Annotated in this window: 13 protein-coding genes; 7 read left to right on the top strand and 6 right to left on the bottom strand. The window is 47.3% G+C overall.

What is annotated here, in order from left to right; genetic code table 11:
* Positions 1–522 precede the first annotated feature (522 nt).
* Complete coding sequence (locus ACUVJL_RS28720) at positions 523–1,557, top strand: histidine kinase (protein ID WP_445248959.1); 1,035 nt, start codon at positions 523–525, stop codon at positions 1,555–1,557.
* A gap of 414 nt (positions 1,558–1,971) precedes the next feature.
* On the opposite strand, the gene ACUVJL_RS28725 is transcribed toward ACUVJL_RS28720, so the two are convergent.
* Together ACUVJL_RS28725 and holA are read right to left on the bottom strand one after the other, a co-directional pair.
* Positions 1,972–3,012, bottom strand: coding sequence for a hypothetical protein (locus ACUVJL_RS28725; RefSeq protein ID WP_445248960.1), 1,041 nt, complete (start codon positions 3,010–3,012; stop codon positions 1,972–1,974).
* A gap of 229 nt (positions 3,013–3,241) precedes the next feature.
* Positions 3,242–4,222 carry a DNA polymerase III subunit delta gene (holA, locus tag ACUVJL_RS28730; protein ID WP_445248961.1) on the bottom strand — a complete coding sequence of 327 codons (981 nt, stop codon included), beginning with the start codon at positions 4,220–4,222 and terminating at the stop codon, positions 3,242–3,244.
* A 176-nt stretch (positions 4,223–4,398) separates the two neighbouring features.
* Between holA and ACUVJL_RS28735 the strand changes: the two genes are divergently transcribed.
* The 3 genes from ACUVJL_RS28735 (at position 4,399) to cbiE (ending at position 7,957) form a co-directional block, all read left to right on the top strand.
* A complete protein-coding gene (locus ACUVJL_RS28735) occupies positions 4,399–5,139 on the top strand; it encodes a DUF1868 domain-containing protein (RefSeq protein WP_445248971.1) in 741 nt (246 codons plus the stop codon).
* Between the two features lie 419 nt (positions 5,140–5,558).
* Entirely contained in the window at positions 5,559–6,488 is a 930-nt protein-coding gene (locus ACUVJL_RS28740) for an RRXRR domain-containing protein (RefSeq protein ID WP_445248962.1), read from the top strand.
* 152 nt (positions 6,489–6,640) lie between these two features.
* The gene (cbiE, locus tag ACUVJL_RS28745; RefSeq protein WP_445248963.1) at positions 6,641–7,957 is read left to right on the top strand and encodes a precorrin-6y C5,15-methyltransferase (decarboxylating) subunit CbiE; all 1,317 of its coding nucleotides are present in this window, start codon (positions 6,641–6,643) and stop codon (positions 7,955–7,957) included.
* A gap of 31 nt (positions 7,958–7,988) precedes the next feature.
* Here the strand turns inward: cbiE and ACUVJL_RS28750 are convergent, their stop codons facing one another.
* The 4 genes from ACUVJL_RS28750 to ACUVJL_RS28765 all read right to left on the bottom strand — a co-directional run bounded on the left by ACUVJL_RS28750 (position 7,989) and on the right by ACUVJL_RS28765 (position 12,346).
* Positions 7,989–8,873 (bottom strand): CPBP family glutamic-type intramembrane protease, encoded by an 885-nt coding sequence (locus ACUVJL_RS28750; protein ID WP_445248964.1) that lies wholly within the window; start codon positions 8,871–8,873, stop codon positions 7,989–7,991.
* A gap of 148 nt (positions 8,874–9,021) precedes the next feature.
* Positions 9,022–10,062 carry a UDP-3-O-(3-hydroxymyristoyl)glucosamine N-acyltransferase gene (gene lpxD / locus ACUVJL_RS28755; protein ID WP_445248965.1) on the bottom strand — a complete coding sequence of 347 codons (1,041 nt, stop codon included), beginning with the start codon at positions 10,060–10,062 and terminating at the stop codon, positions 9,022–9,024.
* A gap of 429 nt (positions 10,063–10,491) precedes the next feature.
* Positions 10,492–10,806: a YkvA family protein gene (locus tag ACUVJL_RS28760; protein WP_333133652.1), complete on the bottom strand. Its 315-nt coding sequence runs from the start codon at positions 10,804–10,806 to the stop codon at positions 10,492–10,494.
* Between the two features lie 424 nt (positions 10,807–11,230).
* Positions 11,231–12,346, bottom strand: a complete 1,116-nt coding sequence (locus ACUVJL_RS28765) for an SPFH domain-containing protein (protein ID WP_445248966.1) — start codon at positions 12,344–12,346, stop codon at positions 11,231–11,233.
* Positions 12,347–12,924: 578 nt separating this feature from the next.
* On the opposite strand from ACUVJL_RS28765, the gene ACUVJL_RS28770 reads away from it, so the two are divergent.
* The 3 genes from ACUVJL_RS28770 to ACUVJL_RS28780 all read left to right on the top strand — a co-directional run bounded on the left by ACUVJL_RS28770 (position 12,925) and on the right by ACUVJL_RS28780 (position 13,754).
* Positions 12,925–13,152 (top strand): hypothetical protein, encoded by a 228-nt coding sequence (locus ACUVJL_RS28770; protein ID WP_445248967.1) that lies wholly within the window; start codon positions 12,925–12,927, stop codon positions 13,150–13,152.
* A complete protein-coding gene (locus tag ACUVJL_RS28775; RefSeq protein ID WP_445248968.1) occupies positions 13,145–13,408 on the top strand; it encodes a DUF7689 domain-containing protein in 264 nt (87 codons plus the stop codon). The genes ACUVJL_RS28770 and ACUVJL_RS28775 overlap by 8 nt, the downstream gene beginning before the upstream one ends.
* 88 nt (positions 13,409–13,496) lie before the next feature.
* Positions 13,497–13,754, top strand: coding sequence for a hypothetical protein (locus ACUVJL_RS28780; RefSeq protein WP_445248969.1), 258 nt, complete (start codon positions 13,497–13,499; stop codon positions 13,752–13,754).
* Positions 13,755–13,877: the final 123 nt, after the last annotated feature.

Below are 13,877 nucleotides of genomic sequence, written 5' to 3' on the forward strand. Positions count from 1 at the left end.
AATTGCAGCTTGGCTTTCTAGGATTTCGGTAAATGTTACTTACCCAGAAACCGAGTTAGATTTACGACAATTAGCAGTAAGTATAACGGCACGAAAAAACAATAATATCTTGTAGGGTTTTGTTGGGGCGCGAAAGCGCGTCTTATCTATACCAGAAGCGAGTTTATGAGTGTAAAACCCGCCCTCCCCCGTTAGGTTTATTTTTACCCACTTACTTAAAACGCCGGGGATATCGGTTGAAAAGCCCCGTTTCTTTAATCTCTCTACGCCAGTCATCGTAATAAAATCCTTTCAAACACTATACATCGGCTTTTCTGTCCTTGTGTCGCACCCTACGGGATAGATTTTTTTTGCCTTAATCTAAATTTCTGTATCCTTCAAGACAACCGCTGCATTTTGTGGACAAATTTCTACATATTTTAACTAACACTTTGTTCAAAACTCTCAGTAGGATTCCGGATGCGGTAGCTGCCTTAGCGATAAATGAAAAAGAGTTTTTGATCTCTGGGAGAGCATTTTTTAATGTACGATATTACCCTATTTACCCCCCAAGACATGGCGAAATGCAGCTTAGTCCTGCGCCACTTAGGTAAAAATACTGCTAGTATGGAAGCCAGCAGCCAGAAGATAGTTAACTATATTTACCAACATTTTTGCGATTCGCAAACTGGAGAAAATAGCTGTGCCTTAGTGCGTTTGTTCAAAACTCATCCCTACGGGGAATTAGAAGACTCATTGCAACAATCCGCCCGCTGCTTGATGAACGGCTATCCCCCCGCCGCCGACATGAAATGTTGGACTCTGCTAGCAGCAGCAGGCACAGAACCGCAGTGGAATTCTCGGCACACAGCAGCAAAAAATACAGCTATTCCGTTAGTTAGTACACAATTAGTGGCTCAAATGCCGGCGATTTCGGAAATAATCCGGCAGTTCGGTTTAGACATTCCTACATTCCTCGGACTCGAGCCAGAAAGATTCCTGCAATTAGAACCCGCAGTATTAAATATTTTTCACGTAGCAGACGCAAAAGGCAGCCCGTTTATTCCGGAGCAAGATTCCTTAATTATCCCGTACCAAATCAAGTCTGTCTTGGGATTTGGGGGACTTCTACCGTCTGGAAGTTTGTTTGCTGTAGTGATGTTCCTGAAAGTTAAAATTCCTCAAAGCACGGCTGAAATGTTTAAAAGTTTGGCAGTTAGTGTCAAAAATTCCCTATCAGTTTACGACGACGAAAGTGTTTTCGAGCTTTCACATAAGGCTAAAAACATTGTTACCAATAACAATGTTAGTGAAAATCAATTACTGGAATTTCAAGTTGGAAATCTGATTCAATTGCTAGAATTTTCGGAACAAGAAATGCTCAGACAAGCAGCTCGTTTTCAACGGACGATTGATAAGTTGCAGCGCGAAATTGCCGATCGCAAAAACAAGGAAGAAGCTTTGAAAGCAAGCCAAGAGCAATTCACAGGCATCATCAATATTCCACAAGATAATATTGTCTCTCTCGATAAAAATCAAGGAATTCAGCGTTTTAATCAAGGGGAAGAACAGAATTAACCCAAGCGCTATGTTTAGCAACCCGGTTTCTTTGATAAACCGGGTTGTTTCTGTATTTTTTGAGTGAGTTTTTTTTTACAATAGTCCGAGCGGGATGCTCGCTATATATAGCCTTTCTCAGAAAGATGAGGTACTCATGGGCATAGGCATCCGTGGGCATAGGCCTGGGTGGGCATAGGGCATACCTCACTTTTTTGAGAACCGCTCTATAATTGGCTTAAAAACGATTGAAAGGAAAAAAAATGCCGCTTTTGGAGTTAAAGCAATAGGTAAAGTTAAATGAAATTTAAATAAAATTGAAAAAAGTCAAAAGGTAATAAAGCTTTCAGTAAAAACAATATTTTTACTTTTGGCTTTTGACTTTTGACTTTTAGCACATCGAGTATCCAACTCAAAACTCAAAACTCAAAACTCTTAAGGCGCAGCCGCCGCCCTGCGGTTGGCAACAATCAGATTAGCCTGATACTCTGCGGCTTTTTGCTGAGCCTTTTGATAGTTCGGGCTGGTTGACGGCACTGCTCTGGCGAGCTTAACCGCTTGCTGCCACTCGCTTGCTACTGCGATCCACTCATTTTGAGACTGAGCCGTCTGGGCCAAAATTGCTGCCCTCTGAGCTTTGTTAACGGCTTCCCTCCAAGAGTCAGGCTTAGGGGCGGCGGCTTTTGGTGCAGGAGAGGCTGCCTTAGGCGCCCCAGAGGCTGGTGCAGCTTTGGGTGGTGGAGATGTCGGAGCTGGGCTTGCGGGAGCCTCTGCAGTCGGATCCGCTTTTGGTGCAGGAGATTCTGCCTGTGGGATACCCGGAGATGCGGCGGTCGAGGGTGCGGTGGCGCCAGAAGCGGGAGATGAGGGTTTGGGGGAGGGGGAAGCAGCTTCGGGGGGGTTCGGTTCTGGGTTGGAGCCGCCGCCGAAGGGGAAATTTCCAGTAAAGAAAAGCCCTGCGAGCGCCGCTACAGGCACTAACAGACCCACAGGTATTACCCATTTGGGGAATTGTTTTTTCGGAGGCGGGGCTTCTTCTTCGTCTTCGTCTTCGTCTTCGTCTTCCTCATCTCGATCGAATTCTCCATCTTGATAATAGTCTTCGCCTTCGGGCTCGACATCATCTAAACCTACAGAGTCGTCAGGCATTCCACTCTCCACGCCGTAAGGCAATGGGTCTTCAGGCATCAGATCGATTTCATCTTCCCACGCAGGCTCACCGTCACCTGTTCGACGCCCGTAAACCTTTACAGTGTGAATTGATTCGAGTCCCAGCTTCGTCATGCCGGTGCGGATGAAATCGACCAATACCATTTGATCGGGTACTTTGTCTGACTCCAGATTTATGTGGAGGCAGCCGTTGTCCCGCGTCACATCGGCGTTGATGCCTTTGGGTTTGAGTGTACGGTTGATGCTAGATGCGATCGCTTTTGGATCGCCGTGCTTGAGCAGTTCCCGCGGGTTCTGTTGTGTCATGGGTAGCGCTCTTTTTTTGGGGGGGGTGGAGAGCCGGCAAATAATATTAACCGATCGGCATTCGGCGGACAATATTTATTTACCACATTAACTTCTACTTTGGCATCCTGAGAGTATTTCTAGTATCTATTGACCTTTTGGCCCGCGATCCGGCATCAAGCACATAGCCGCTCTCGAAATTTGTTGTAAAAATTTACAGTAAGGGGCAGCTCCTGTGCCCTGTCGGACATCAGCGAAACAAGCTAGAAAGTTCTATAACTTTGGTTTGCAGGGTTGAGATTTCTTCTCGCCCCCGTTTTAAAGAAGCTTCTAAGTCTAGCAACAAGGGCAAACTTTTTTGCAATTTTTCTAAGCTGGCGTTCTTGACTTCTTGGCGAAAATAGTATACTCGTTTGGGATTGCCGAGGTCTAGAGCTTGAGCAATTTTATCATCGCGATCGCCGGCTTGGATCATCGCCTTTACCCACAGCCAAATCCGAAACTTACCAGTCAAGCCAGCGACAATCCTCAAACCAGGCTCGTTGCGGGCCGTTAAGCCGGCCAATAAATCCAAAGCGGCCCCGGTATTGCCGGAGCGAATCGCATCGGCTAGCTGGAAGGTATTTTGGGCGTGACAGTGCACCAGTGCTGCAACTTCCTCCGGATTCAGAGGTTGGCTGCGGTTGCCCGCAAACAGCAGCAATTTTTCGAGTTCGCTGTATAGCTGGCGGGTATCGCTGCCGATGGATTGGGCCAAAAGTTCGATCGCTGTGGCGGTCAATTTTACGTTCATTTCGCCGGCGACTTGGCGCACCCGCTGGGCTAATTCTTTGTCATTCCAAGGCGGAATCGGTGAAAATTCCCGCACTTGGGCGGCGGACTGGACAATTAACTTGGTAGACTTGAGCCGGCTGTCGGGTTTTTTGACGGATGTCAGCAGCAGCACGGTGGTAGGGGGAATCACTGGCAGTGTTCGTTCCAATTGGGCCAATAGTTCTTGAGAACACTGCTGCGTTACAGTCGTATTTGCCAGCCAGACAAAACGGCTGCCGGTACCGAAGGGGGGCGTTAAGGCTCGATCGAGCCCTTCGACCACTGCTCCGGCGGAATCGGCAATAATCTTGTCATAGTTAAAACTAGCCCAGTTGGGGTCGAGGACAGTTTGGCGCAAACTTGTCACAGCTTGCGCGATCGCAAAGTCGTCTTCCCCCCAAAACAGGTAAATTTGCATGAAAAACGCTCAGTAGCCAAAAAAATCAGAGTTGCACGCGAGGCTTGTCCAACATATCCTGAATTGAACTGTTGGAAGCCCGCACCATAATATAAAATTTGGTTTGGGAGTATGTCACCGCGAGGAAATCAAGATTGGATGATACTTATCAAGCTTACGTAAATCGGGTGGCGCGAATGACGCTGCTGGACTCCTACAAGTCCCAGGTGGAACACATTCAGGAATCTCCCAAATTTAAGCCCGACGAAGCAGGCCGGAGAGATCCTGTACCTTTTCCAGGTTATTCAGTGATTACGCCGCCTGCGGGGGAAGATGCAGAAAATGCTGCATTTTATAGTAATTTGCACTCGAGCCAACAACGGCTATTGCAGGAAATAGGGGAGGGTGCGCTCGTGGCACTGCCGGATGATAGCTTCCATTTAACCGTAGCCGATTTGATTTGGGACAGCGCTTTTCGAGATGCCTCTGATAAAAATCCAGAATTTGAGGAGCAACTGCGCTCGCGCATTGCCGATCGTTTTGCCGCCTGCAAACCCTTGGCTGGGGGCTCTCCCATTCGCTGGATAGTGCTGGGGTTGATGATGATGACTAGATCTGTGGGTGTTTGTTTAGCACCGACGGACGAAAACTCTTACAAGCAAATTCTGGAGTTTCGCCGATCGATCTATCAAAATCCCGATTTAATTGGTTTAGGAATCGAACAGCAATATCATTTTACGGCACACATTACTCTGGCTTATTTTGGGGACACCGGGCCGAACTTAGACCGCGCTCGCTTGTGCGCTTTGCTGTCGGAGTTAAACGAGCAATGGCTGGACACGCCGCAAGAACTGTCCGTAAACCGAGTGGAACTGCGGAAGTTTGACGACATGACTAGCTACCTCCGGCAACCGGACTGGCCTGTTTTTGAGTTTTAACGAACTCAAGCGTGAAGAAGTCCGAGGGAAGAGGAAAGAGGGAAGAAGGAAGATTTTTTCCCATCTCCCACTCTCCCCATCTCCCACTCTCTCGCTCACTCTCCCCATCGGACTCTCTCCCCTGTGACAACAGTCAGGATATTGCCTATTAAATGCTTTAATTATTTGGGCTTGGCAACAAAGTCAAGCAAAAAACATGTCACTAACCCCAGCCTAAAGGGATGGGGCTTGTATGAAAACCAAGCCATAGGTAGAACACAAGCGCAAGTAGTACTAGACAACGGCCCAGAAGCCAATTTGAACTAACTCTTATGTGGCACTTTCATTGGATGTTACAGGCACTATTCCTAACCCGTAACCACGACCTTAGTCAAAGTCGAAGGAAATTAAACAGTTAGGCTTACCGCCAAACCAGCCCCATGCAATATGTTCCCGTAGTCGATCTTGAGCAGCGTCCTTTAATGCCGACAACACCCGCAAGGGCGGAGCGTTGGATTAAATCTGGAAAAGCAACACCATTTTTTCGTAAAGGGATATTTTGTGTTCGTTTAAACGTTGAACCTTCAAATCGTCACACTCAACCCATAGCAGTTGGAATCGACCCAGGCTCTAAACGTGAAGGGTACACAGTCAAATCAAAAGCTCAGACCTACTTAAACCAGCAATTCCATGCTGTTGATTGGGTCAAGGAGTCTGAGGAGACAAGTACAAATGCCAGACGTGCAAGGCGTAATCGTAAAACACCTTGTCGCCAACCCCGTCAAAACCGTAAGCGGGGTGGGATTCCTCCCAGCACTAAAGCTCGCTGGCAGTTCAAAATCCGAGTAGTTAAAGTCTTTGATGCCATCTTTCCTATTTCAAGCATTGGAATTGAGGACATAAAAGCATCCACTAAAAAAGGTTGCCATAAATGGAATAAATCTTTTTCTCCCTTAGAAGTCGGCAAAAAATGGTGCTATTCCGAATTAGAAAGAATTGCACCCGTCACTAAGTTCGATGGCTATACCGACACCTACCTGACTCGTCAAGAATTAGGCTTGAAAAAATCTAAGGCAAAGTTATCTAATAGTTTCGATGCCCATTGTGTCGATTCTTGGGTACTAGCTTACCTATTGGTAGGTGGTACATCACCGGAAAACAAAATAGTAATGGAATGTAAGTCCATTCGCATTCATCGCAGGCAGTTGCACGTCTTTAATCCAGGGAAAAATGGATATCGCCGTCCTTATGGTGGATCTATGTCCCAAGGACTGAAGCGTGGAGGAATCGTCAAACACGCGAAATACGGCAAGTGTTATGTAGGTGGCGAAGATATTCAAAAATCTCGCTGTCTTCCTGCACAACCTTGATACAGGAAAACGCAATAGTCAAAACGCAAAGCCAACAGATTGCAAGTTTTTGGCTTACAACTCTTGGCGACAGGTAAAACCGTCCTAAAAGGACGGGGTTTCCAACCCAATTTTTTGATGAAAAACCAGAAAAAAACAGCTTTGCTGAAAAAGTGACTGTACACGTTGTTGGTATAGGTTTAGATGGAGCTGCTGGGCTGAGATCCTCGGCGCGGCAGGTTGTAGAAATGGCCGCTCTGCTAATAGGGAGCGAGCTCCATTTGAGCTATTTCCCGCAGCACTCCTGCGAGATCTGGGTGTTGGAAGATTTGACAGCCGCAATTCTTGAAATTAAGCGCTGGTTGGCGGCGGATGCGAATTTAGAGCCAGATACAGGGACTTTTACGCCCCCCTCCACCCCCTCGCCTCAACTCATTGTAATTTTGGTGGCGGGTGACCCGCTGTTCTACGGCTGGGGAAAGTTGTTAATTGCCCAATTGCCTGCTGAAAAATTGACTTTTCACCCGCACCTCAGTTCTGTGCAGTTGGCTTTTAATCGCTTACACATCCCTTGGCAAGACGCTCATTTTGTAGGGTCTCAAGGACGTTATTTTGAGGAACTGACGGCAAAACTCAAACTCGGTGTCGAGAAAATTGCGGTGCTGGCAGACGAAACTCATACTCCGGCGGCCCTGGCAAATTTGGTGAAAGCTCTAGATTTGCCTACACGCTATGAGTTTTGGGTGTGCGAAAATTTGGGTTCTGCGGACGAGCGCGTGGGCCTCCGTTCTCTGTCAGCTTTGCTGGGAGAGTCTTTTGCACCGCTGAGTGTGGTTGTGATGCTGCGGGAGTCCCCGCCGAGGGCAGAACTTTTGGATTTGGAAAAGTTGCCTTTGTTGGGAATACCGGATGCAGCTTTTATCGGTTGTGGTGACAAGCCTGGTTTGACGGTGGAACGGGAAGTGCGGGTGTTGGTGCTGGCACAATTGGCTTTGCAACCGGGACAAGTTGTCTGGGATGTGGGTGCTGGTAACGGTTCTGTGTCGATCGAAATTGCTCGTTTATTCCCGCAGTCTGAGGTGTACGCGATCGAAAAAACGGTTTTTGGCACTTCTGCGATCGAGTTCAACTACGGCCGTTTTGGGCTGCAAAATGTGTTCTCGATTTACGGAACCGCCCCGGAAATCTTGCATCGCTTGCGTCCTCCGCACCGGATTTTTATTGGCGGTAGTGGCGGAGGGTTGACTAAAATTTTGGGCGTTTGCGCGCTGCGGCTGCTTCCTGGAGGCTCGATCGTGCTGGCTTTGGATGCTTTGGAAGATATTGCTACTGTTTTGAGCTGGATGGGCGATCGGGTGCGCCGGGAACCGCACTGGAGTTACCGCATCGTGCAAGTGCAGTTGTCGCGTTCTCTGGCTGGGGGGAATTCAACTCGTTTTGATGCGCTGAATCCGGTTTCGATTGTGACGATCGATCGACACTTGAATTAATGTGGGAATTTTTACCGCTGATTTAAGCTGATTAGCGCTGATTAACGCTGATTTGAGTCAGTCCGAGTAAGGTTGCGGTTGCTAGTAGCAATAAAATGCCGGCTGCACCTGCTAGGGGTTTTGCTGCTATTCCTGTAATCCATTCTGGTGCGCGGCCTGTCGGATTAATTGCGCCTTCTGTATCTACGGTGGTTATACCCCAAATCCAAGCTGCGTGAATGCCGATCGCCAATCCTAAACTGCCATTGTCGGCGATGCGGGCTAATGTTAAAACCATCCCCATCAGCCACAATCCGGGCAGTTGCGGTAGAGTTTCTTTGGCTGCCCAAATTAGGTGGGCGATCGCGAAAATGAAACTGGCGATCGCTGCTGCGATTAGCATTGAGTAATCTTGCTGGAGCATTGTTTGCAAGCAGCCGCGAAAGATTAACTCTTCTGTGGCGCTAATCCATAGTGCTAATAACAGAGTCAGCAGACTAGCAGGGTTAAGGATTAAAGTCCAAAAATTTAATTTTTTTTCGCCTGTTTCGGTAAAAGTTTCGCTTTTTTGTAGATCGAGCCAGCCTGCGGTTAATTGCAGACCGAATAAAATTACTAAGCTGATTATTCCTAATCCTAATCCCCGCATTAATGACATGAAAACTGCGGGTTGCCAATCCCAGCCCCAATTAACAAAAGATGTGTTTTCGATCCAACTTGTCGCCCATAAAATGAAGGGGACAATCACGTAGAGGGAAGCTAGTAAAGGTAGTTTTTTGTTTCCCAGGGGTAGGGGTGGATGCCATTTGAGGGCGATCGCCAGCACGATCGCTGCGGGAAGCCACACCACAATCCAAGTCGAGAAAAACAAGATTATTTTGACAATTGCTGGTATTGACGGCGACAGCAGTCGCAGGTTGTTTATACTATTCCACATTTAAGGGGTTGCAACTATAATACTGTTGACTGTTAACTGTTGACTGTTAACTGTTGACTGTTGACTGTTGACTGTTAACTGTTAACTAATGACTAATGACTAATGACTACTGCCAACTGCCAACTGACTACTGCCAACTGCCAATAGATTACCGATCGAGCTTGCGCTGAATTTGCCTCAGAGACTGGTACATTTCGGGCAAGCGGTTGTAGACGGCTGCGGCTTTGAGAAATAGTTTGTGGGGAATTGCTGGAATGCCCGTCACGATCGCACCTGCGGGTACGTCGTTGTGAATTCCGGCTTTAGCAGTGGCGATCGCCCCATCTCCGATTTTAGCTTGATTAGCAATTCCCACTTGACCTGCCAAAATTACATTGTTGCCAATTTTTACCCCGCCGGCCATGCCGACTTGAGCCGCAAGCGCACAATTTTTTCCTACTTGACAGCCATGACCTACGTGTACTAAATTGTCAATTTTTGTATTTTGGCCGATGCGGGTTTCTCCGACAGCGGGTCTGTCGATCGTGCTGTTGCAGCCAACCTCAACGCCCTCTTCTAATACAGTGCAGCCAGACTGCTCCATTTTCACCCATCCTGTGGGGGTCGGCACGAACCCAAAACCTTCGCTGCCGATCGCCGCACCGCTGTGAATCACGCAATTTGCCCCGATGCGAGTACGTTCGTGAATGACACAGTTAGCGTGTAAAACTGTGCCGGGGCCTATTTCCGCATCTGGGTAAATTACGACATTTGGATGAATGCAAACGTTGCTGTCTATTTTGACTTTTGCTTGAATAACGACGTGGGGGCCGATATAGACATTTTCACCAATTTCTGCTGAGGGGTGAACGGTGGCCCAGGGATGAATTTCGGATGCTGGGCGAAACGGTTGATAGAAAAGGGCGATGGTTTGAGCAAACAGCAATCGCGGATCTGCTGCGGCAATCCAAGCAATGTTGCGATCGGTACATTGAGCTTGGAGGCTTTCATCTAAGGGTAAAATTAAAGCCGAAGCATTTGTAGTGGCTGTATGAGCGGCAAATTTAGCACCTTCTATGTAACTGATTGTGCCCGATGCAGCTTCATCGACTGGGGCCGCGCCAGTAATTTCCGGATCGGGAGCAACCGACGCTGTGAGGCTGTGACTGGTGGCTAAGTTAAGTTTTTGTACTATTTCGCTAAACTTCATCTATAAAAATTTGTTGTTAATACGGATTTACCACTGTTAAAATTACCAGCTTTGGAGCACTATCTGAGCAGTTGGCCTTAAAAAAAACAGTTCGCGATCGCACTCCGACTCCTCGAAACCAGGTTTTTCACCTAATCTGCGGGCTGCAACACGTCTTTTCGTCCCTCAAACCCGGTTTTTGGGCCCTATGGGTAAGTCCTGACCAAAAATTTCTTGAGGGTACAAGCCCCCGGATTTATCCGTGGAATCAATCCCAAATCGAAAATCGAAAATCCTCAAGCCCCCGCATTTATCCGTGGGGTCAATCTAAAATCTAAAATCTAAAATCTAAAATCGATTGACTGAATTGGTAAGTAAGTCTATACAAAATAGGCAGAACCCCGACAACTTCTGCGAAGTCGGGGTTCTAACAGGGATTATTTTTGGCAGTTATTGTACAGAAACTGCATCTACGTCAACGGTGCTGCCTTTGGCTTCAGAAGGGCTGCCGGTGGCTTCGGATGCTGAAGCTGTCTCTGTTTGGCGGGATTTAAAGTAGTCTATCGCCATTTGGGACACTTCGGAAATCAGCAGCACAGCAATCGCCACATCGTCAATTTGTCCGATGACGGGGAGAAAGTCTGGGGCTATGTCGATCGGGCTTACCAGATATGCCAGTGTGCCCAGAATAATCCACCAGCGGTACTTGGGGTTGCGGAGCGTCTCGCGGTACCAGTTGTAAACAGATTGTATAGAAAAGTTCATTGGGTGGTCCTCTACTTATATTTTCAATCTTGACAAATTGTCGCTCGAAATGCTTGTGGAGATATCCCCCCTAGGGTTGGCAAGAGACTTCTACCTGGGAGTATAGGGAATTGGGGAGGGAGAAGTTGTCAAGCTGTGTCGGAAGGGCGGGGACTCTTGACAACGCCCCTACAGAAACCTGACAGATGAAAGCCGATAGAATTAATCTGTGTTTATCTGCGTTTATCTGCGTTTATCTGCGGTTTAAAAAAACATTCATATTGTTGACGGTAGATTCGGCATCTATTACTTGTAGATCGTGATTAAATCAAGTTGCTTAGATTGGGGTTTTTCAACCGCAGATGTCAGCAGATAAACACAGATGAACGCCGATGGGATTTATCTGTGTTTATCTGCTGTTTAAACCAATCTTCATCTCTCTCACTCACGAATTTTGAAAGATCCATTTTTGGTCGCCGATCGCAATTTCGCAACCATCTGGCAGCCAAAAAGGCTCGTTAGCAGCCAGTCTCTGCCCACCCACAAAAGTGCCGTTGGAACTGCCGCTATCGACAAGCTGATATCGCTGTTTGCCAATTTCGTCAGTGGCCCGGCGGATTTGAGCGTGGTAGCGCGAACTTTGCGGATCTTGTAATACTAAAGTGTTGGTTGGGTCGCGTCCAATTGTAAAAGGATTGGCCGTTAAGGCGATCGCTTCTCCAGAAAATTTGTAGATTAAATATGCGGTTGTTTTGCGATCGCTGCTTGCGAGTACGGTTGGTGCAAGTTGGGGAGGATTTCTCCCAGGAGGGAGGCTGTTTTGAGCAAGTTGTTCTGTCAGTTGTTGTAAATCTCGATCGAACCCGGCTGCTGTGTCAGAAGCTGGAAGACTCGCAGGAGAATTACCTGAAATTAAGTTTAACTGCTGTACGGGAGCTTGAGGGACAATGGGCCGGCCGGCTTCGGCAATTCTCATTTGCAGGGCGGCGGCATTTTCTGCTTCCTGTCGGGCACTCATTCCCTCAACTTGGCGAATAACTCCGTTTGTTTCGGGAAAGCTGACATCGCCAATTCGCACGTCTTCTAAGTTAAAACCTAGGGTATAAAAATCTTGGACGCGATCGAGCAAATTTTGGCGCAGCAACAGCCGTCCTTGACTGATAAGCTGTTGTAGGGGTATTTGCCCGATCGCTAATCCCAGACAATCCTTAACTGCACTTGCTAAAACAGCTAGAGGATCGGACAATTCCAAAGCTACTCGTTTCGGATCTATAACTTGATAAATAACAGTCAGAGTGGCATCAATTAAAAACCGATCCTTAGACAAAAAATCTCCGTGCGACTGCACGTCCAAATTGCGGAGTTTGGTGTCTACGAGGACAATTTGAGCCTGTTCCAGCAGGGGAAGGGCAAAGCTGAAATGTCGCCCGGATTTTAGGGTACGCACGGCGCGGCCGTTTTTGACCAACAAACCCGTGTAACCCGCCCCTATAAAGTCCATACTAAACCCGGCCCAGCGTTCTGGAGTTATCGTTTGAATCAGGGGAGAGGCGTTGTTCATGGGAGGGAGTTGAGGGAGGGGAGATTCTATTTTTAGGGTAACAAATTGCTGGGGGCGAGCGATCGGGCGGTGTGCCGGTTCCGCAACCTCTATTCTATACTTCTGGACTCCCCGCGATTCAGGCCGGACTGGATCTAGTTTGCATCTAGTTGGTAGTGGGGGCGATCGAAATACTGTCCGTAGGGTGCGTCTGATCCTTCAAACCTGTTGAAATCGAAAAAATTAATGTCTAACGCACCCTACAATTTTTTAACGGTGACTAAAGGTGAGTAATTTATTGCCTATACTTAAGGCATCATGCTAGGAGCGTAAGTCAGATGAATACGATCGCGATCGCCCTTTCACATGAGCGCCTCCTGAAGTTACAAAAACTCGCCAACGACTTGAATGTATCGATAGAAGAGTTAGTTTTAATAGGCATCGAAAACTAACTCGCACAGCCAGAAAGTCTTTCACCCAATACTGCTCAAAATATTCTCAACAAAAATGCTAAAATTTCCCCTGAGATAGTTGACAAGTTTTATGCACTAGCCTCGGATTGGGAGAAAGATGTTGCTGGACTTTCTTCTACTGCCCAAATGTCTCAGCATCCTGCCTATCAGGAAATTATTAGTATGGGAACACACATCGTGCCGCTGTTGCTATCGGAACTGAAGAGAAATCCCCTTTACTGGTTATCGGCGTTGAGTGCAATTACGGGTGAAAATCCTATTAAACCAGAACAAAGGGGAAGGGTGAAACAGATGGCATCAGCTTGGATAGATTGGGGGAGAAATCAAGGCTACGCGATTGAAGAGAATGTATAGAAGACCCGAATTTGAACTTAAGTGGCCCAGTTTGTCTCGCACGGATTATCAAGTTACCAGCCCTAAATCTCAAGAATATAACTGCTTTGCATGGGCTGCTGAGGAAGACGATCGTTGGTGGCAACCGATACCTGGAGAGCAATTTTATTGGCCTGACGGTGTACCGCAAGAGGAGAGTCTAGAAGCGTATATTCAGGCTTATAAAACGCTGGGATATGAAATTTGTAATGGCGATCGCGACAAAATAGTAAAATAAGCTTAACAATTGAAAAGTGAAACTTAGGTTATGTTAAAGTGCGATCGACAAAACCGTTTTTGCACCATACCGCACGGGAATCAGTGCCATGTCCATTTCCAAACCTGAAAAGCCACAGTATTTAAAACCGATTAATCCCCCCGATCTTCAAATGCGATCCATCGCCTACAGTTTAGATACTTTAATTCCAGGGCTCTACATTTGGCTGGGTGCGCTCAAAATTCGGATTGGGGGTAGCGAGCCCGAAGAAAACTATCCGGGGACTATTCACAGTCCCATTGGCATTGCTTTAGTATTCCCTGGCTACCGCATCTACAGCACTTATCAAGGTAGCTATGACCCTTGATAAGCATAAGCTTGACGGTATCCCTCAAATTACTGTAAAAACTTTGCCATCTAGGGAATTTGAGTTACTTCTATTGACAGCAGGCTACGGTAAAATGGGTACGGCTCCGGCTCAGGGAAATCG

It is taken from the genome of Microcoleus sp. OTE_8_concoct_300, from assembly GCF_031383065.1.
GTDB lineage: Bacteria > Cyanobacteriota > Cyanobacteriia > Cyanobacteriales > Microcoleaceae > Microcoleus.

What these genes read in the sequence shown, in the direction of transcription:
- ACUVJL_RS28720 (WP_445248959.1), top strand. Translation starts at nt 523, where the DNA reads ATGTACGATATTACCCTATTTACCCCCCAAGACATGGCGAAATGCAGC.
- ACUVJL_RS28725 (WP_445248960.1), bottom strand. Translation starts at nt 3,012, where the DNA reads ATGACACAACAGAACCCGCGGGAACTGCTCAAGCACGGCGATCCAAAA.
- holA (WP_445248961.1), bottom strand. Translation starts at nt 4,222, where the DNA reads ATGCAAATTTACCTGTTTTGGGGGGAAGACGACTTTGCGATCGCGCAA.
- ACUVJL_RS28735 (WP_445248971.1), top strand. Translation starts at nt 4,399, where the DNA reads ATGACGCTGCTGGACTCCTACAAGTCCCAGGTGGAACACATTCAGGAA.
- ACUVJL_RS28740 (WP_445248962.1), top strand. Translation starts at nt 5,559, where the DNA reads ATGCAATATGTTCCCGTAGTCGATCTTGAGCAGCGTCCTTTAATGCCG.
- ACUVJL_RS28750 (WP_445248964.1), bottom strand. Translation starts at nt 8,873, where the DNA reads ATGTGGAATAGTATAAACAACCTGCGACTGCTGTCGCCGTCAATACCA.
- lpxD (WP_445248965.1), bottom strand. Translation starts at nt 10,062, where the DNA reads ATGAAGTTTAGCGAAATAGTACAAAAACTTAACTTAGCCACCAGTCAC.
- ACUVJL_RS28760 (WP_333133652.1), bottom strand. Translation starts at nt 10,806, where the DNA reads ATGAACTTTTCTATACAATCTGTTTACAACTGGTACCGCGAGACGCTC.
- ACUVJL_RS28765 (WP_445248966.1), bottom strand. Translation starts at nt 12,346, where the DNA reads ATGAACAACGCCTCTCCCCTGATTCAAACGATAACTCCAGAACGCTGG.
- ACUVJL_RS28770 (WP_445248967.1), top strand. Translation starts at nt 12,925, where the DNA reads ATGTCTCAGCATCCTGCCTATCAGGAAATTATTAGTATGGGAACACAC.
- ACUVJL_RS28775 (WP_445248968.1), top strand. Translation starts at nt 13,145, where the DNA reads ATGTATAGAAGACCCGAATTTGAACTTAAGTGGCCCAGTTTGTCTCGC.
- ACUVJL_RS28780 (WP_445248969.1), top strand. Translation starts at nt 13,497, where the DNA reads ATGTCCATTTCCAAACCTGAAAAGCCACAGTATTTAAAACCGATTAAT.